Origin of the sequence: Flavihumibacter petaseus NBRC 106054 (assembly GCF_000974785.1) — a bacterium.
Lineage (GTDB): Bacteria > Bacteroidota > Bacteroidia > Chitinophagales > Chitinophagaceae > Flavihumibacter > Flavihumibacter petaseus.
In genome coordinates this window covers 1,490,995-1,510,750 of record NZ_BBWV01000001.1, presented here as the reverse complement: position 1 = coordinate 1,510,750, position 19,756 = coordinate 1,490,995, and the positions used below count along the sequence as shown (strand labels likewise).

Sequence of the window (19,756 nt, the reverse complement as noted above, 5' to 3'; positions counted from 1 at the left end):
TAATGGCGCCGATTGACTTATGATCCAGTTTGCAAGATTTGTCCTGCCAAATGGTTTAAGGGTGCTGGTACATGAAGATGCTTCCACACCAATGGCAGTGGTAAATGTGCTATACGATGTGGGCGCCCGTGATGAAGATCCTTCGAGGACAGGATTTGCCCATTTATTTGAACACCTGATGTTCGGTGGAAGTATCAATATCCCCGAATATGATGATGAGTTGCAGAAAGCGGGAGGAGAAAATAACGCGTATACTACCAACGACCTCACCAATTATTACTGTCAGCTTCCTTCTGCCAATATTGAAACTGCATTCTGGCTCGAAAGTGACCGGATGCTGAGTCTTGCATTCAGTAAGAAAAGCCTGGATGTGCAGCGAAAAGTGGTGAGCGAAGAGTTCAAGGAGCACTACCTGAACAAGCCGTACGGCGACGTATGGTTTAAAATGCGGGAGATGGCTTACGAGCGGCATCCATACCGATGGATGACAATCGGCAGGGAATTGCGTCATATTGAAGAGGCCAGCCTTCAGGATGTAAAAGCGTTTTTCAGTAAACACTATACGCCGGTCAATGCCATCCTGGTTGTGGCCGGAAATGTGGTGACAGAACAGGTTTATGAACTGGCAGAAAAATGGTTTGGTGATATACCATCAGGAATACGCTACCAGCGTCACATTACACAGGAGCCGGAACAGCACGAAGCAAAACGGATGGATATTGAAGCGGAGGTACCGGTAGATGCTTTCCTGAAGACCTGGCATATGCCTTCCCGTATGGATCCCCGTTACTATGCTGTGGATCTGCTGACCGATATTCTCGGCAGTGGCGCATCGTCAAGGCTGTATCAGACGCTCGTTAAGGAACAACAACTTTTCACCAATATCGATTGCTATCATTTTGGATCGTCCGATGCAGGATTAATCTGCATTGACGGCAAACTTGTTCGCGGTGTTACACTGGAACGGGCGGAAGCTGCTGTAGAAGCTGTATTGGCCAGGCTCAAAGCAGAGGGACTAACCAATGCGGAGCTTGAAAAAGTGAAGAACAAAACGGAAAGTACACTTGCTTTCGAAGACATGAGTGTAATGAACAGGGCAGCAAGTCTTGCGTATTATGAATTGCTGGGTGATGCACAACTCATGAATACCGAGCTGGAGAAATACCAGGCTGTAACTGCAGAAGATATTCAGGAAGAAAGCCGGATAATTCTGCGGGAAGGCAATAGCCACACCTTATATTACCGTGCCAAGTCTCCTGCACTCGCTGAAGCAGATATTTCGATAACTGAAGAAGACGAAGAAGAAAATGATTAACCGCAAACAGGCGCCACCTTATAAAGATGCAATAGAGTTTGATCTCCGGCTTAAACCCTATGATAAATATGTTCTGAAAAACGGTATAGAAGTCTATGCCGTGAATGCCGGGGCTGAAGAAGTAATTCAGATTGAGTGGGTTTTCTGGGGTGGCAACAGCTACGAAACCAAAAACCTGGTTGCTGCGGCGACCAATTTCCTGTTGAAAAACGGAACAGCCAGTCATACTGCATTTGAGATCAACGAGCATTTCGAATACTACGGAGCTTCGTTCAGCCGCGCCTGTTACAATGAAACGGCGGTATTGAATCTTCACAGTCTTACCAAGCACCTGCCATCTTTGTTACCGATGGTCAGGGAATTGCTGACCGACGCGATATTTCCCGACGCAGAATTGCAGCTTTTCCGCCAGAACAGCCTGCAGCGTCTTTCCGTCAACCTGAAAAAAAATGATTTTGTTGCCAACCGGTTGATTGATGAGAAGCTTTTTGGATTTGATCATCCCTACGGCCGTTACAGCCGGCAGGAAGATTTTGAAAAAATCACCCGCGACGATGTGGTGAAGTTTTACGACAAATATTACCGGAACGGAAAGTGCATGCTTTTCGTTGGTGGTAAACTTCCCCACAATATTTTTGAACTGCTGGAAACAAGTTTCGGTGACCTGCCGCTTCATGGCAACGAAACTGAAAAACCGGAACACCCCGTTGTTCCTGCGCTGGAAAAAAAGTACAGGATCGCCAATGATCCCAACGGTATTCAGGGCGCTATCCGGATAGCACGGCCTTTTCCCAACCGCCATCACCCTGATTTTCTCGGCGTGCAGGTGTTGAATAATGTATTCGGCGGATTTTTCGGTTCCAGGCTGATGAATAATATACGGGAGGACAAAGGGTATACTTATGGGATTTACAGTTACCTGCAGAATCACCTGCAGACGTCGGCATGGATCATTTCAACCGAAGCGGGACGCGATGTTTCAGAGGCTACCGTTCAGGAAGTATATCACGAAATGAAACGTCTGAGGGAATCGCTGGTGGAGGACACGGAATTGTTGTTGGTCCGCAATTACCTGATGGGGACCATCCTCGGGGATCTTGACGGACCTTTCCATATCATCGGAAGGTGGAAAAATCTTATACTTAACGGCCTGGATGAACGCCATTTCTATCAGAGCATTCAGATTATAAAGACCATTCAACCGGAAACACTGCAGCATCTTGCAGAAAAATGGCTTCGTCCGGAAGATTTTTATGAGATGATCGTGGTGTGATTGCCTTATTTATTTGAGAAATCCTTCCGATTTCATTTTTGAAAGAATTACATCGGCGATATCGTTATACATCTTATCGGCCTTTGTGGGGTTGACCGTAGACGTTACGCCGGTCCAGATAAGCTTATCCTGTTTCAGGGAGTAGACATTGGTTTCTACGTTATAGATTTTGTCGGTGGTATAGTAACCCGGATTGGAGTAATTGTACCAGCTGTTGTAATAATATCCGCCGAAGCCGCCATAATAGGTGGGATAAACGCTGGTACCGGGAACATAGTTGGTTTCCTTGTCCACATTGATAAGCCGCATGACGATAGCACCATCAAATCCGTCACCCACCAGTTTTGTTTTCAGGTCTGCCGCTTTGGATTCCGTTACTTCCTTTTCCTGGTAATAGAGATAGGATGCAATGCCTTTACCGTTCAGTTTCTTTACCAGGTCATCTTCTACAATACGCCGGGTAGCTTCATTCCTCAGCAAGGCAACACAAAGCACCTTGCTGTAGCTGTTGTTGCTGATGGTAGTGTTGGGATCGCGCCAGCTTTTTTCGATTTGAGTGGAGGGGCTGCATCCGGCTATCATAACAGTTACCAGGAGTATGGACAACAGTTTTTTCATAAAGAATTATTGTTATACGAAAGTATATCTTTGTCCGTAATGAAAAAGATTTTACTTCCTGCGATTGTTTTGCTTGCGGTGGTGGGATTGACTTATTTCCTGCTCCGTCCGAAGACTGCAGCTACTTCTTCTGCGCCGGCACCGGCAAAGGATGGTCCAAAAGAAATGGTGTGGATTCCCGGTGGTGCATTCAAGATGGGCTCTGACGATCCCATGGCCTGGGCAGAAGAACGACCCGCGCACGATGCGAGGGTAAAGGGCTTCTGGATGGATATCCACGAAGTGACCAACGCGGAATTTGCTGAATTTGTGAAGGCCACGGGTTATGTTACAGATGCAGAAAAAGCGCCGACGCTGGAGGAGATCATGGCCCAGGTTCCTCCCGGAACACCGCCTCCTGATCCCAAAGACCTTGTACCCGGAGCCCTGGTTTTTCATATGGCAGCAACTGCAGTACCGTTAAACGATATGCGCAATTGGTGGAGCTGGAAACATGGCGCAGACTGGCGGCATCCGGAGGGCCCGGAATCTGATATCAGCGGAAAGGAAAATCATCCTGTTGTTCAGGTAAGCTGGAATGACGCACAAGCCTATGCGAAATGGGCGAATAAACGGTTACCGACAGAAGCGGAATGGGAGTTTGCAGCCCGTGGTGGGCTTGCCGGAAAGAATTTCGTTTGGGGCGATGAGATGCCTTCCGATACGAAAGTATATGCCAATACCTGGCAGGGGAAGTTTCCGGTAGAGAATACGAAGCAGGATGGATATGAACGGACGGCTCCGGTCAGTTCGTATAAGCCCAATGGCTATGGTTTGTATGATATGGCGGGCAACGTGTGGGAATGGTGCCAGGACTGGTACGACAAGGAATTATACCAGAAGCTGCCTGCGGGCAGTGTGCAGGATAATCCACAGGGTCCGTCTAAAAGCAATGATCCCGATCAGCCCTATACACCGTTAAGAGTACAGAAAGGAGGTTCTTTCCTGTGTCATGATAGTTACTGCTGGAGATACCGGCCAAGCGCCCGGCAGTCCAGCAGCCCGGAAAGCGGAATGAGCCATGTTGGCTTCCGTTGTGTAAAAAACGCTGATCGATAGCATTTTTTGTATATTTAAATAGCGTTATGAAATCAGCAGCAACATCCCTTATATTAAAATGGACAGCACTGGTTGCCGTCGGCATCGGTGCGGGAACGTTTTTGGCGTTTCATCCTTTAAAGCCTGCTGATACAAGTCCCTATACCCGCGAAAGCTCCACCGAGATCCTGAAAAACAAAGACAGTCTGCTGAGTTGCGGCAAAGAAGGTTTGAATACAGCAGCGATGCTGGCAGGTAGGAAAGACAGTGTTCCGCCAGCTTCACCGCTTCCCCGTAAACCACACGACTGATATATTGGTGATTAGCCTGATTACTGCAGCATTCAGTAATTAAATGTCCGATTATGAAGCCGCTTCAATGGTGGAATAGCAGGCTGGCTATAGGAATGATGTTATGGTTGACGGCCTGCACACCGTCTTCACCAGAATACGTTTCCGACTATGATGTAGTGTATACAGACTACGACAAGAATTATGACTTTTCAAAGGTTCAGACTTATTTCATGCCGGATTCTGTTGTGCACAGCAACGTTGGAAGCGATCAGCCTGACCATCGGTTTGATGCTCAGATTTTACAGTCATTGAAAACGAATCTGGACGCGCTTGGCTGGACCCGCCTCTCTGAAAACGGACCGGACAAGGCTGACGTGGTTGTTTTACCTACAGCCAGTGCCAATGCTTACGGCAGTTGTGCTGCATATTGCTGGTATTGTGACTGGGGATGGTGGCCAGGCTGGGGTTATTACCCTCCCGCCTGGGGGCCAGGGTGGGGATGGGGTTATCCGCCGGGAATGATCTGCAGTTCCTACAGCACCGGAACAGTATTTATCAGTATTGCTGAACCGGACGAGGCCCGGGCCGATACATTGCCCGTTGTTTGGGTGGGGATACTTAATGGCCTGCTCGAAGGTTCCGATGCAAACATCAATTCGCGCATCAATACGAATATCAACCAGATGTTCCAACAATCACCCTACTTAAAATGAATCCCATGAAAAAGATACTGATGCTGGTGTTGGTGATGCTAACGGCATGGTGCGGGTTGATGGCGCAGCAACGCGTAAAGGTGGGAGAACTTTATTACCAGGCTTCATTTCCAACCGGAAGCTTTAAAGATTTTGTCAGTAAAACGAGTTGGGTAGGCTTTAGTGCACTGGGCCGCCATTATGTGACGAAATCCGACAGGTTGTCCCTTGGCGGTAGTTTCTCCTGGTTTTATTTTCCTGACAAGCAGGGGCGGCGTACAGTGGAGTTGAAGGATCAGGGAACCTATACCGGCTATACTACCAATTTTACGAATATATATGGTCTGATGCTGATCGCACAATATGATCTGAAGCCCGGGAATTCGAGGGTTATGCCCTTTGTACGGGCGGGAATCGGTGGCGCATATCAGAATCAGCGAACGGATATCGGACTATATGCATTCAAGGAAGATGGAGTACAGCTCATGCTAAATGCAGAATTTGGTGTACGATTCAGTAAGGATGGACAAAGGGGGATTGTGCTTGCCGGTAATTTTCATCAGTTGCCAGCAGCTTCGGATCTGATTTCGACCACATTCTTTGGGGTAAAGCTGGGGATAAGCATGAAACACTGATTGCATCTAAACCCCATCAATATGCGCAATTTGATCATGGCCGCACTACTTCTGTACCTTGGTTCAGCATGCGGCACTCCAAAAGAAGGATCCTCAGAAGCGGCCGCTGCCAATATCGTAGCGCTCGTAGACTCGCAGACCTACCAGTTCACTGCAACACAGATGAACCCACAGGGTGGGAGAAGCAGAATCCTGAATACCCTCTATTTTGTGAGGGTTGACAAGGATAAGCTTTCGGTTGACCTGCCCTATGTTGGCCGGGCGTACAACGCCAGCATCGGCACCAGTGACAGCCCCCTCCGGTTTGAAACTAACACTTTCGAACAATCCGTGAAAGAAGCAAAAAACGGAGGGCGGGAGATCACCATCAAACCCAGCGGACAGAACACAGATGTCCGCGAACTATTCCTCACCATTTTCTCCAACGGTGCCGGAACACTGAATGTTACCAGCAACAATCGTCAGTCCATTTCATTCAGCGGCAATGTCAGCAGCCTGCCGCAAAAAAAATAAAACCTCCATTATGATTTCAACTTCACAAAAATTACTGGCAGAATTCTTCGGCACATTCTGGCTGGTATTGGGCGGATGTGGTTCCGCAGTTCTGGCCGCCGCATTTCCCGATCTCGGAATAGGATTTGCGGGAGTCGCTCTGGCATTTGGCCTTACCGTCCTGACAATGGCCTATGCGGTGGGACCTGTGTCCGGTGGACATTTTAATCCTGCGGTATCCGTAGGCCTTTGGGCGGCGGGCAGATTTCCGGGGAGTGCCCTGCCAGGATATATCATTTCCCAGGTATTGGGTGCCATTGCCGGTGCAGCAGTGCTTTATTTCATCGCATCAGGCAAAGAAGGATTCAGCCTGGATGGAGGTTTTGCTGCAAACGGTTATGGAGAACATTCACCCGGCAAATACGGACTCTCCGCTGCGTTCCTTACAGAATTTGTACTGACCGGCTTTTTCCTGGTGATCATTATCGGGGCAACAGATAAACTGGCTGCGCCGGGTTTTGCCGGAATTGCGATTGGACTTGCACTGACACTGATACATTTGATCAGCATACCTGTGACCAACACCTCTGTGAACCCGGCCAGGAGCACTAGCCAGGCACTTTTTGCCGGTTCCTGGGCATTGGGTCAGTTGTGGCTTTTCTGGGTAGCACCCATATTGGGGGCAGCCATTGCGGGGGTCATCAGCAAACTGCTTTATCCCAGGGCGTCATAGCGCTTCCTCCGTACCTTCGCGGATTATTGAAGAATGATGTACAGGATCGTTTGTGTTTTGATGTTACTGGTATTTTGCACCACTGGTTATAGTCAGGGAATTCTGAAGGGACAGGTGAAATCAAGGGAAAATGGTGAATTGCTTGAAGAAGCGACAGTCCGCCTGAAAAGCGCTTCCCTGCATACCCATACCCTGGGAGACGGAAGTTTTGGTATCCCCGTGACCCGTTATCCAGACACACTCGTTGTATCTCATGTAGGGTATGAAACAATGGAAACGGCTGTTACAGACAGAACCGGGCACCTTATAATTTTCCTTTACCAGGCACCTGTTACCCTAAGCCAGGTCAACGTGACCGATTCCCGGCGGGCAATACGACAGATCACCCAGATCGATCTGAAGGCCAATCCGGTTAATTCTGCACAGGATCTGCTTCGCAAAGTACCAGGTCTCTTCATTGCTCAACATGCTGGTGGCGGAAAAGCAGAACAGATCTTTCTGCGGGGATTTGACATCGACCATGGAACAGATGTCAGGATTACAACGGATGGTATGCCAGTTAATATGGTGAGCCATGCGCATGGGCAAGGTTATGCCGACCTGCATTTTCTGATCCCTGAAACAATTAAGGATATCGATTTTGGAAAAGGATCCTATTATGTGGATCAAGGTGATTTCGCTACAGCAGGATACGTAAATCTTTCAACCTTTGACCGGCCTGACAAAAATCTGGTAAAAGTGGAAGCAGGACAGTTCAATACCTTCCGGACAGTGGCTTTGCTGAAAGTATTGGACCAGCAAAAAGACGACCAGAATCATCAGGCTTATGTTGCGGGTGAATATTATGGCACCAACGGCCCATTTGAGTCGCCCCAGCATTTCAACAGGCTTAACCTTTTTGCGAAATATACCGGTCAGCTGGATCGCAGGAGCAGCCTGGGAATTCAGTTTTCAACCTTCACCAGCAAATGGAACGCATCCGGTCAAATTCCGGAACGTGCTGTGGCTTCAGGTGAAATTCCCCGCTGGGGTTCTATCGATCCAACCGAAGGCGGCAATACCGGCCGCACCAACCTGGCGCTGAAATACCGGTACCGCATAGCAGATCATGAAAACTGGACCAGTACATTTTATTTCAGCAATTACGATTTTAGCCTTTATTCCAATTTTACTTTTTTCCTGCATGACTCAGTGCATGGCGACCAGATTCATCAATCGGAAAAAAGAAAGATCTACGGGATGGATCACCGGTATTCAAAACAGTTATTCGGAGACAATTCTGACCTGACACTGGTTGCCGGACTTGGCCTGAGATACGACGCTATCAGGGGAATTTCCCTGCAGCATACAGCACAACGGGACAGCCTGTTCGAATATTTCGCCCTGGGTGATATCGATGAGACCAATATCAATGGATATGCGGGACTGGAATGGCAGCGTGGAAAATGGCGGATCAGTCCGGGTATTCGGGTTGACCACTTTATTTTTAATTACAATGACCAGCTGACTCCGGGTTATCAGACGCAGGCAGCTGATAAGACAGCCTTCAGTCCGAAGCTTAATATTGTGCACAGTGTAAATAGCCAATTGCAGGCGTATTTCAAATCCGGGATGGGATTTCATTCCAATGATACCCGCGTAGTGGTTGCTCAGAAAGGAGTGGACATTCTGCCTGCAACCTACGGTGCAGACCTCGGTGTCATTTTCAAACCGTGGCCAAAATTCCTGATACAGCCGGCACTTTGGTTTATACAGATGCAACAGGAATTTGTGTACGTGGGCGATGAGGCAGTAGTAGAGCCTTCAGGTCGTACAAGGAGGATGGGTGCAGACCTGGGTATCCGCTTTGAGCCAGTTCCCTGGATGTACATTGATGCAGATATCAGTTATGCCTATGCCCGTGCAATGGATGAGGCAAAAGGGGAGAATTATATTCCCCTGGCACCAGACCTGACCAGTACCGGAGGTATTGCTTTCCGGCCACTGAAAGGTCTGTCGGCCAACTGGCGTTACCGTTATATGAAAGACAGACCCGCTAACGAAGACAACAGTGTTGTTGCACAGGGATATTTTGTGAATGATCTTGTGGTAAGCTATTCCCGTAACCGGTGGGAGATCGGATGCCAGGTGGAAAATCTTTTTGATGTAAACTGGCGGGAAGCGCAGTTTGATACGCAAACACGGCTGAAAAATGAGCCAGCACCCGTTTCCGAAATCTGTTATACTCCCGGTACGCCGTTTTTTGCCCGGCTGAAATGCAGCATCTTTTTTTAATGTATATTCATTGAAAATCGAGCCATGAATTTCCTGGTCCGCCTCCTGGTCTCAGCATTGATTGCTTTCGGCCTTTCCTACCTGCTTCCCGGCATTCATATCGACAGCTTTGTAACGGCACTCATCCTTGCCCTGGTGCTGGCCTTGCTGAATGCGCTGCTGAAGCCGATACTCATCCTGTTAAGTCTCCCGATCACCCTGCTGACACTGGGGTTGTTCCTCCTGGTGATCAATGCGGCCATCATTCTGCTGGCAGCAAAAGTGGTCGATGGGTTTAAAGTAGACGGATTCTGGTGGGCACTTCTTTTCAGTATCCTGCTGTCAGTCGGCTCTTCCATTCTGAATTCCACCGACAGCAAAGATTGATACCATGTTTTTCGACAGAAAAGAGTTGACGAACGATCAGCTGGTGACGTTCTATCGGCAGATCCTGCTGCCAAGAATGATCGAGGAGAAAATGCTGGTGTTGTTGCGACAGGGTAAGATCAGCAAGTGGTTCAGCGGAATTGGCCAGGAGGCAATTGCCGTAGGCGCGGCACTGGCTATGCAGGAAGATGAATGGCTGCTTCCGTTGCACAGGAACCTTGGTGTTTTTACATCCCGTAAAATGCCGCTACACAAACTATTTCTCCAATGGCAGGGGCACCCTGAAGGTTACAGCAAGGGACGAGAAAGAAGTTTTCATTTCGGTTCAAAGGCACATCATATCTGCGGAATGATCTCTCATCTTGGTCCCCAGCTGGCAATTGCTGACGGGATTGCGCTGGCACATCTGCTGGCAGGAGAAGAGAAAGCCAGCCTGGTTTTTACGGGTGAAGGCGGCACCAGCGAAGGGGATTTTCATGAAGCGTTGAATGTGGCCGCTGTCTGGAACCTGCCTGTCATTTTCGTCATTGAAAATAATGGCTATGGCCTGAGCACGCCGGTGGAGGAACAATACCGTTGTTCACAGCTGGTGGACAGGGCCAAGGGATATGGCATGGAGGGTGTCCGCATTGATGGCAACAACCTGCTCACTGTATATGATACCATCAGGGGCGTCAGGGAATATTGTGTGCGGGAGAAAAAACCCTATCTCATCGAGTGTATGACTTTCCGGATGCGGGGTCATGAAGAAGCAAGCGGTACGAAATACGTTCCAGCTCAACTGTTTGAAACCTGGGGCAGAAAAGATCCGGTTGTGTTGTTTGAGAACTGGCTGATGAGCCAGGCGATCCTGGATGCAGATGGAGTTGAACGGGAACGTCAGCGGATCAGGGCAACCATTGAGGAAGAATTACAGCTGGCAGGAGCAGCCGGGCCCGCTGATTTTACATTTCAGGATGAAATTGCTGATGTTTACGCACCTGCATCGGAAATCACCGGAGAGATACCCGGATCGGACCGTGAACTGCGATTCATCGATGCCATCAAAGAGGCATTGGATGAGGCTTTGCAAACCCATGAGAACCTGATCCTGATGGGGCAGGATATCGGGGCATATGGCGGAGCATTCAAAATTACGGATGGTCTTGCAGATAAATATGGCGTAGCCCGTGTGCGAAACACGCCGCTTTGTGAAAGCGCAATTTTAGGTGCTGCACTTGGTCTGAGCCTGGAGGGATATAAGGCGATGGTGGAAATGCAGTTCGCCGATTTCGTAAGCGTCGGCTTCAACCAGATTGTAAACAACCTGGCAAAACTGCATTATCGCTGGGGACAATCCGCTGATGTGGTGGTGCGCCTTCCTACGGGAGCAGGAGTGGGTGCAGGTCCCTTTCACAGCCAGAGCAACGAAGCATGGTTCACCCATGTACCCGGACTGAAAGTGGTCTATCCTTCCAGCCCGCAGGATGCCAAGGGGCTGTTGCTGGCTGCATTCGCAGATCCCAACCCCGTACTGTTTTTTGAGCATAAGGCCCTGTACCGCAGCATAACAGGTATTGTACCAGACACAGCCTATCAGATTCCCATCGGAAAAGCCAGGCAGGTTCACCAGGGCAATGATATCAGCATTATTACTTATGGAGCAGGCGTACACTGGGCGTTGGAATTTGCCACGGCTCATATGGAAATAGGTCTTGATATTGTTGATCTCCGTACGCTGCAACCATTGGACTATGATGCCATACGCCAGTCGGTTATGCGAACCGGAAAGGTTATTGTACTTCATGAGGACACACTGACAGGGGGATTTGGAGGGGAAATCGCTGCCTGGATCGGAGAACATTGTTTTGAATACCTGGATGCACCTGTAACCCGTTGCGCCGCCCTGGACACGCCCGTTCCCTTCAATACAACGCTTGAAACACAATTTCTGCCGAAAGCGAGACTGAGGGAAGCGATTCAGCGCCTGGTTTCCTATTAGGACTACCATAATTTGCAGATACGCATCAGTGTTACTATTTTGTGTCCGCTTCGTGAACCTTTCCAATGAAACTGAGAATCGCCTTATTCCTACTTACCCTATTGTGCTGTACTGGCGCCTATGCACAGTTCCAGGCAGCGTTCTCTGTTTCCGCAACGCATGGTTGCAGTCCATTTTCTGTAAAATTTACCAATCAATCCACAGGAACGTCAGCTTCCACTACTTATGAGTGGGATATGGGAAATGGCAACCTTTCAACAATCGTCAATCCACAAGCAATTTATCTGGAGGTAAAATCCTATAAGGTTGTCCTGACTATTCGTGACAAGGGAAAAGTTTCGACTGTTAGCCAGGACATTACCGTTCACCCGTTACCCGCTTTTGACATCGAAACTGATCAATTTACTGTTTGTGCACCAACACCCGTACAGCTAAAGGTCAAACCGGCTACGGGACAGGCAACATTCACTGATTTTTTCTGGGAATATGGTGATGGAGTTACTGAAAGAAATACATTAGGCGTTACGCAACATGCTTATCAGTTTGCACTTGAGCCATCAGTATCCGTAACTGTAACAGATCAGTATGGTTGTCATCAAACGGTCCGTAAGGGAAGCTTTTTAAAAGTGCTGCCAGTAATGACTGTTGCGTTTTCAGCCGAAGAAGAAGTCCTTTGCCGCGAATCCGATCCCGTCCGGTTTCACAATAGCAGCGCAGGCCCCGGGACCCTAAGCTACGTGTGGGACTTTGGTGATGGCACCACATCAACCCAAAAGGAGCCAACACACGCGTTTAATAAGAAAGGCATTTATAGTGTAACGTTGAAAGCGATAAGTTCTGAAGGCTGCGCTGTGACAGCGAAGCGGGAGAATTTACTTAATGTGGCGAGTTATAAAGCAGATTTCCGCCTGCCTGAAAAGGCTTGTGAAAATACGAGCCTGCAACTGATTTCAACGAGCAGTCCCGCGGCCAATAGTCTAACTTGGTGGACCTCTGGAACGGGACAACTTTGGGGGGATCAGCCTGCAGTTCAGATTCCTGCTTCAGAAAACCTGGTTGTCAGACTGATTGCGGGATTCGGAAAGTGTCTGGATACCCTGACTAAAACCATGCCCGTGTTGCCGGCACCGATGGCTCCGGAAATGGAAGTGAAGCAACTGGATTTCTGCGAGTCGCCTTACACGGTACAGCTGACCGACAAGACTCCGGGAAGTGTAAAGTCTGAATGGAGTTATAATTGGTATGTTTATCCGCCGGAGTATATTGAAACAGGCAATAGTATTAAACATGACTTTGCGTATGGCGGGCAGATTTTTTGGTTGCGTACTACCAATAAGGAAGGATGTATCGCTGAAATCAGCCAGAACGTTGCTGTATTGGATAACCGCCCCATGATTTCCATGGACCCTGTGTTTCAGACCTGCGACTCAGTAGCTGTAACATACAGGGCGTTGAACTACCTGGTAATGAAGAACGTCAAATGGGATTTGGGTGATGGCACTACTTCTGATGAAGAAATGCCTTTTCACAAATACGTCAAGCCGGGCCGCTATTTCCCCAAAATCACGTACGAAACGGAAGAGGGTTGTAAAGGAGAATACCAGGCACCTCACGGAGTGATCGTAAAAGGAAAGCTGGAGGCAGATTTTGAGCTGTCAAAAGATACTGTATGTATAGATGAATGGTTCACGGTTAACAATACGTCGAAGCTCGCTACAGGATTATATGATGCCTTTTGGTACAGATGGTATTTCAATGGCGAGTTGAAAGCCCAGACTTTTGATAAAGGAAGTTTTGACATGCCACTTAGTCAACCCGGGGTATATGAAATCAAACTTGAACCCTGGGATGAATGTGCCACCTCAAAAACAAAAGAAAAAGTTTTAACTGTCCTGGGATCAAAACCGCGCATTACCAATCGCGTCAATACCTGTGATGGAACACGGGCTGATGTGATTTTTTCTCAGGAAACGATCGGTGGGGGGGATTCCTGGATTTGGGATTTTGGAGACGGAAAGACACTCACGCTTACTACAAATGAACCAACTGTTACGCACACGTATACCAAGAGCGGCTGGTATACTGTCACGCTGACTGTCAAGAATAAAGACTGCTCCAATACATCCAATCAAATGCTTGCTCCAGTGGTATTGAAACAAACAAAACTGGAGCTTACTGCATTTACAGAAAAATTATGCAAGGATGACCCGTTTCCCATACAGCTGAGTAATATGGACTTTTATTACTCAGGCTATGTTTCCATTTACATCGATCATTATGAATACGAAGATGGTAGCCGGTTTTTGGGAACCTTTCGAGATTATATTTATGCATACAATTATGAAGACCAGCTTTACGGTCTGGACCCTACACATAGTAAAATAAGAGCGATCACCAGGAATGAGCACGGGTGCCTGGATACCAGCAATTATGTTCCATTCGTGGTAGTGGGAGCCACTGCAGATTTTACCATATCGGGCAACGCAAGTTGTTTTGATCAACCGATAAAGTTTGAGGATGCTTCCATTAGCGCCGATTCGAAAATTACAAAGTGGACCTGGAATTTTGGCGATGGCACACAGCAAGAGCTTTCGACCAATGCCCCAGTCAGCCATCGGTATGATCAACCTGGAAACTATCTTGTACGACTCAGCGTAAATGATCAGAGCGGATGTGGCAGCTTTGCTTCCACGGCGGAAAAGGCTGTTCTGGTAAAAGGTCCCAAAGCAGATTTTAATGTCAACAATGAATACCAACTGAACAGCACCATTTATTTTCCAAACAATACCAATACTTCTGGTACGGGAACGGTTAACTACGAATGGGACTTTGGTGATGGAACTAAAAGCAGGGACCCGTACCCGTCCAAAACCTATCCACTCGCGGGAAATTACACCGTTACGTTGACGGCCGCCGATCCGGCAACAGGCTGCCGTTCAGTAGCAACCCGCAAATTCCTGGTAAAGGATTTCAGATTTGGGTTCAATAAAACATCATCTTCAGTAAATCAGAATAGTTGTCCTCCGCTTGTTGTCCAGTTTTACAATCAATCCATCAATTACACGCGGTTTGTGTGGGATTTTGGCGATGGGCAGACACTGGAAAATGTTTCTTATCCCAGCCATGTGTATGAAAATCCTGGGAACTATAAAATTACACTGTACGTATATGGCTATAATGGACTTGAAGGAACGGTGGTAGACAGTGTACGGGTAAGCCAGCCGGCGCCTATATTTTCTGCTGACAAGCAGGAATATTGTTCTGGTGAACCGGTAATACTTTCTTCTGCGACCAAAGGCGTAACGCAATTTACCTGGGATTTTGGCGATGGCCAGTTTGGTTCGGGTCAGGGCAAGGAAGTCAACCATACCTATGCTCAGCCAGGAACATATTATCCCGTTATAATGGTAACCGATACCAATGGTTGTATACAGGCCAATAAAACAGCCGCTGTGGTGATAAGAAAGAATCCGGAAGTAAATATTTCACCTGCTCAGTCAGAAGTTTGTAAAGGCAGTTCGCTGCAGTTGACCGCAACAGGCGGTGTTTCCTATGAATGGTCGCCTTCAGCCGGTCTCAACCGGACGAATATTGCGAACCCTGTCGCCACCCCGCTTACGGATTCACGGTATACGGTCAGTGTTAAAGATGACATTGGTTGTAAAGGCTCCGCGTCAAAAGACATTAAAATTGTAAGTAAGGAGGAAATTTCCCTGACCGCATCAACAGCTTCTCTTTGTTTGGGGGAAACCGCACAGCTCACCGGCAGCGGCGCTACCCGTTACTGGTGGATTGGAGAGACGGCAGGTTTAAGCAGTACCGGTACACCTTCCCCCATCGCGAAACCGTTAACGGCAACTGATTATGTACTGGTTGGTACTGACCACCTTGGCTGTTTCACCGACACCGCGCGTGTTCACCTGGATGTGTGGCCTTATCCAACGGTTGATGCAGGCCCGGGAGCCAGCCTGATTGCCGGAAACAGTTTTACCATTCCTGTCCTGACTTCACCTGATGTCACTACTTATGAATGGACGCCTTCCCAGTACCTCAGTTGTCAGAATTGTGCACAGCCGGTAAGCCGGCCCATGGCTGACATGACCTATACTGTTACGGTAAGCAATGTTCATGGTTGTACAGCATCAGATACGGTACAGCTCAAGCTGGTCTGTGCAGCCTCCGGCGCATCCATTCCCAATGCATTCAGCCCGAACGGTGATGGTAAAAATGACCGGTTCGTTATTCAGGGCGTTGCCAGGGTGATCAGCCTGGTTATCATGGATCGCTGGGGCAATAAGGTTTATGAAAACAGGGATTTCTTCCCTTCGGAACGTAGCGAATGCTGGGATGGTACGATCAGGGGTACTCCAGCCAGCGCCGGCGCCTATGTATATTATGCGGTGCTTGAATGCAAGCCAGGAGAAACAATCACACGGAAAGGAAGCCTGATCCTGGTCAGGTAATTTCAGATGGTGCGGTTGAGGAAGGTGCGCCTGGCCGTTCTCCCACCTGCTGCCGCCACATGGCATAGTAGAGTCCTTTTGCTTCGACCAGCTGATCATGCTTTCCCTGCTCCGTTATCTTCCCTTTTTCCAGCACAAAAATGGTATCAGCATGCATGATGGTAGACAGGCGATGCGCAATCATGATCGTCATTTGCCTTTTCCCCTCCGAGATGTTGCGGATCGTAGCTGAAATATCCTCCTCCGTAATAGAGTCGAGCGCCGATGTAGCTTCATCAAAAATCAGCAGCCGTGGTTCGCGAAGCAAGGCACGCGCAATAGCCAGCCGCTGCTTTTCTCCACCGGATAGTCGCTTGCCGCCTTCACCCAGAACCGTATCAAGTCCACGTGGCGATTGTGTAACCAGGTGCATACACGACGCTTTCCCAAGCGCATTCATGATCTCATCGTCAGTTGCATCCGGTTTTACAAAAAGCATATTGTCCCTGATCGTTCCGGAAAACAATTGTGTTTCCTGAGTCACAAATCCCAATTGGCGGCGTACGTGATTATAGCGGATATGTTTAACCGAAACACCATCAATGCTGATATCACCAGCTACAGGTGTATACAGTCCGACCAGTAATTTTACCAATGTTGACTTTCCTGAACCGGATGGACCAACAAAGGCAATTGTTTCACCGAGGCCGATTTCAAAGGAAATATCTTCAACGGCATATTGCCGCGTATTGCTATGCCTGAAATAGACATGTTCGAATTTCAGGTGGGTAATGTCTTCAACATCTATTGGTTCTTCCGGGCGGTATTCCGGAGTCTGTTCCATCAATTCATTGAACACCTGAAGGGATGCTTCCGCTTCGCGGTATTGCAGAATGATATTGCCCAGGTCCTGCAACGGACCAATAATGCCGGTGGAGATGAATTGCATGGAGATAAGTTCACCTGTGCTCAGTACATTCCGGAAGATCAGCCAGAGCAGGATGAAGAGAATGGACTGTTTCAGCAGATTCAGTGTAGTCCCCTGCAGGAAAGAAAGGGTCCTCACTTTTTTTGTCTTGTCCATTTCCAGGTCAAATATCCTTTGCGTCATGCCCCGCAGCCTGCGGATCTCGGGATAAGTCAGACCAAGACTTTTAATGAGTTCGATGTTCCGGAGCGATTCGGTAATGGAGCCACTCAGCAGGTTGGTTTGTTTAACCACAGACCGCTGAATGGTTTTGATGCGCCTGCTGAGCAAACTGGTCAATCCGCCGAGCACCACTACTCCGATCAGAAATACAGGAATCAAAGCCCAATGTTTGGTAACGGCATACCATATGAGGAAACAAATGCCGACTAACGAGGAAAACAGGATGTTGATGAAGGAATTGATGAAGCGTTCTGTGTCGTTGCGTACTTTCTGAAGTTTGGAAACGGTTTCACCGCTGTTTTGATTTTCGAAACCCTGGAAAGGAAGCCGGAGTGTCTGGCGAAGGCCGTCGTTGAATACCTGCATGCCGAATTTCTGAACGACCAGCCGGATGACATAGTCTTTGAATGTTACGGCAATCCTTGATAGCAGGGCAATGCCCACTGCAATCACCAGGAGCCAGGTCACTCCCTGAATCCTTTCTTTTTCTGACAGCTGTCCCGGATTCAGGGCAAACTGGTCAATGACCTTTCCGAAAATGATGGGATCGTACAGCGCCAATACCTGGGCTGTTCCGGCCAGTACCAATGCCAGGAACACCCACCACTGGTAGGGCCTCAGGTATTTCCACAAAATCCTCATTTCTCATTGGCCTTCAGCAGGCGCACAAAATTGCCACCAAGGATCTTTTTGATTTCTTTCTTTGAATAACCCCTTACAATAAGGGCAGAAGTAATTACGGGCATGTCTTCGACGCCGTCAAGATCCTGTGGAGCTGATTCAATACCATCAAAATCCGAGCCCAGACCAACGTGATTCACCCCGATCAGGTCAACAATATGATCCAGGTGATTCAGGAGCACATTCATGGAGGGGCGCAGGGAATCTGCTTCTTCTACATATTTTTTGGAAATGTAATCGTCTATTTCATACGACGGCCATTGCAGGGATTTCAGGGAGTCTGCCTCGGACTGATGCCTGTCCAGAAAGGCCTGCTTGTGCCGGTTGTAGCTGCTGTCCAGGAAACCGGAATAGAAATTCAGGTGAATGACGCCACCATTTTTTCCGATAGCGCGGATCTGATCATCCGTAAGGTTCCGGGGAACGGGGCAAATCGCCCAGGCACAGCTGTGTGAAACGATCACCGGTTTTTTTGAAACAGCAAGTGCATCATAGAATGTTTGTGGACCTACATGGCTGAGATCCACCAGCATGCCCAGCTCGTTCATATGTTTTACGACGTCCCTTCCGAATTCATTCAGTCCTTTCTTAGTGATGGTAGTCGGTTTACCGCTGTCAAGGAAAGTTTCATCCCAGGCAGAGCTTGCCCAGGAGGTACTGTTGTTCCACGTTAATGTCAGGTATCGGGCGCCGCGATGATACAGGCTGTCGAGGTAATCCATACGATCTTCAATCATGTGGCCGCCCTCCACACCCTTCATGGCGCCGATGCGGTGTAACCTGACCGCTTCACGGAGATCAGCAACCGAATTTACCAGCATGATCTTGTCCGGATTCCGGGCAACGATGGCATCGAGAGAGTCTATTTCCCTGATGGCCTGCCGGAATGCAGTCCCCTTTCCGAATTTTTCATCACAAAAAATGGAAAAGATCTGGATATCCACGCCACCTTTCCGGAATCTCGACAGATCACTGTGGGTTTTACCACGGAGGTCATCCTCAATATTCAGGCCTTTCATGGTTGCCGTACTCAGCACATCGTTGTGGGTATCAACGACAATAGCATTTTCATGCAGGTTTTTCTGCGCAGTCAGGTGCAGTGACAAGGTCAGCAGGAAAACGGAAAGGCAGGATGCCGGGCGGCTAAGCATATCAGGAAGATAAATATTTAATTGCCAACACCGAAATCAAATGAAGGATTAGTCTCCCTTATCACCCACAAACCATTGCTCCTTATTTCTGAAAAGCACATTGAAGCTTGTCAGTGAACCATAGATGCGCGTAATATACTGTTGCAGGTTTACCTTCTCTTCATCACTTAAAACCTTGTGAGCATTAATCTGCTGTTCCATTACTCTCAAGCGGTCACGTAACATCACGATTTTATGAAAGAAGACATCGATGGGCATTTCCTTCGCCTTCAGGGTGGTATCTCCCGGTTGCAGTATCAATGTGCCGTTTTTCCACCGGTCACCGAGGGGAACAGTTTCACTCAGACCATTCCACAAACGGAGAATTTTCAGCAACGACTTCTCGACATCTGAATGTGTTTCAATTTCTTCTGTTACGTTGTCGGGAATAATCTCCTCCAGCGCAGGATCAGTCTTATCAATTTCCTTTGTTCCATGGTGAATGAAAGTAATCGCATAGGTAGCGTACCGCAACCCGGTGATAACACCGGGTCCGTATTGTGTGTGCTGTAGCCTTGTGCCTATCCCGAGTGTAAGTGACATG

At 48.3% G+C, this 19,756-nt stretch carries 16 protein-coding genes; 12 read left to right on the top strand and 4 right to left on the bottom strand.

Going from position 1 to position 19,756, the window contains the following annotated elements:
* The first annotated feature begins 19 nt into the window (after nt 1-19).
* Entirely contained in the window at nt 20-1,315 is a 1,296-nt protein-coding gene (locus tag FPE01S_RS06280) for a M16 family metallopeptidase (protein ID WP_046367946.1), read from the top strand.
* On the top strand, nt 1,308-2,588 hold the full coding sequence (locus FPE01S_RS06275; protein WP_046367945.1) for a M16 family metallopeptidase: 1,281 nt from the start codon (nt 1,308-1,310) through the stop codon (nt 2,586-2,588). Before FPE01S_RS06280 ends, FPE01S_RS06275 begins: the two co-directional genes overlap by 8 nt.
* A 9-nt stretch (nt 2,589-2,597) precedes the next feature.
* On the opposite strand, the gene FPE01S_RS06270 is transcribed toward FPE01S_RS06275, so the two are convergent.
* The gene (locus tag FPE01S_RS06270) at nt 2,598-3,206 is read right to left on the bottom strand and encodes a hypothetical protein (RefSeq protein ID WP_046367944.1); all 609 of its coding nucleotides are present in this window, start codon (nt 3,204-3,206) and stop codon (nt 2,598-2,600) included.
* A 39-nt stretch (nt 3,207-3,245) separates the two neighbouring features.
* Here FPE01S_RS06270 and FPE01S_RS06265 point away from each other — a divergent pair, with 39 nt between their 5' ends.
* From FPE01S_RS06265 to FPE01S_RS06220, 10 genes are all read left to right on the top strand, one after another.
* A complete protein-coding gene (locus tag FPE01S_RS06265; protein WP_083990146.1) occupies nt 3,246-4,304 on the top strand; it encodes a formylglycine-generating enzyme family protein in 1,059 nt (352 codons plus the stop codon).
* Nucleotides 4,305-4,330: 26 nt separating this feature from the next.
* Entirely contained in the window at nt 4,331-4,594 is a 264-nt protein-coding gene (locus FPE01S_RS06260) for a hypothetical protein (protein ID WP_046367943.1), read from the top strand.
* 53 nt (nt 4,595-4,647) lie between these two features.
* Complete coding sequence (locus tag FPE01S_RS06255) at nt 4,648-5,289, top strand: DUF4136 domain-containing protein (protein WP_046367942.1); 642 nt, start codon at nt 4,648-4,650, stop codon at nt 5,287-5,289.
* 5 nt (nt 5,290-5,294) lie between these two features.
* Nucleotides 5,295-5,903 carry an outer membrane beta-barrel protein gene (locus FPE01S_RS24660; RefSeq protein WP_157473909.1) on the top strand — a complete coding sequence of 203 codons (609 nt, stop codon included), beginning with the start codon at nt 5,295-5,297 and terminating at the stop codon, nt 5,901-5,903.
* Nucleotides 5,904-5,924: 21 nt separating this feature from the next.
* Complete coding sequence (locus FPE01S_RS06245; protein WP_157473908.1) at nt 5,925-6,416, top strand: DUF4251 domain-containing protein; 492 nt, start codon at nt 5,925-5,927, stop codon at nt 6,414-6,416.
* Nucleotides 6,417-6,426: 10 nt separating this feature from the next.
* Nucleotides 6,427-7,128: an aquaporin Z gene (aqpZ, locus tag FPE01S_RS06240; RefSeq protein WP_046368710.1), complete on the top strand. Its 702-nt coding sequence runs from the start codon at nt 6,427-6,429 to the stop codon at nt 7,126-7,128.
* A 60-nt stretch (nt 7,129-7,188) separates the two neighbouring features.
* Entirely contained in the window at nt 7,189-9,402 is a 2,214-nt protein-coding gene (locus tag FPE01S_RS06235; protein WP_217998172.1) for a TonB-dependent receptor, read from the top strand.
* 24 nt (nt 9,403-9,426) lie between these two features.
* Nucleotides 9,427-9,768, top strand: coding sequence for a phage holin family protein (locus tag FPE01S_RS06230; protein WP_046367940.1), 342 nt, complete (start codon nt 9,427-9,429; stop codon nt 9,766-9,768).
* Nucleotides 9,769-9,772: 4 nt separating this feature from the next.
* The gene (locus tag FPE01S_RS06225; RefSeq protein WP_046367939.1) at nt 9,773-11,749 is read left to right on the top strand and encodes an alpha-ketoacid dehydrogenase subunit alpha/beta; all 1,977 of its coding nucleotides are present in this window, start codon (nt 9,773-9,775) and stop codon (nt 11,747-11,749) included.
* A 65-nt stretch (nt 11,750-11,814) separates the two neighbouring features.
* On the top strand, nt 11,815-16,212 hold the full coding sequence (locus FPE01S_RS06220; protein WP_046367938.1) for a T9SS C-terminal target domain-containing protein: 4,398 nt from the start codon (nt 11,815-11,817) through the stop codon (nt 16,210-16,212).
* Here FPE01S_RS06220 and FPE01S_RS06215 read toward each other — a convergent pair.
* The 3 genes from FPE01S_RS06215 to FPE01S_RS06205 are packed head-to-tail and all read right to left on the bottom strand — an operon-like array spanning nt 16,205 to nt 19,755.
* Entirely contained in the window at nt 16,205-17,983 is a 1,779-nt protein-coding gene (locus FPE01S_RS06215) for an ABC transporter ATP-binding protein (RefSeq protein WP_046367937.1), read from the bottom strand. The two genes, FPE01S_RS06220 and FPE01S_RS06215, sit on opposite strands and share 8 nt — an antisense overlap.
* Nucleotides 17,980-19,173 (bottom strand): dipeptidase, encoded by a 1,194-nt coding sequence (locus FPE01S_RS06210; protein ID WP_046367936.1) that lies wholly within the window; start codon nt 19,171-19,173, stop codon nt 17,980-17,982. The genes FPE01S_RS06215 and FPE01S_RS06210 overlap by 4 nt, the downstream gene beginning before the upstream one ends.
* Nucleotides 19,174-19,221: 48 nt before the next feature.
* A complete protein-coding gene (locus tag FPE01S_RS06205) occupies nt 19,222-19,755 on the bottom strand; it encodes a DUF8685 domain-containing protein (protein WP_046367935.1) in 534 nt (177 codons plus the stop codon).
* Nucleotide 19,756 lies beyond the last annotated feature (1 nt).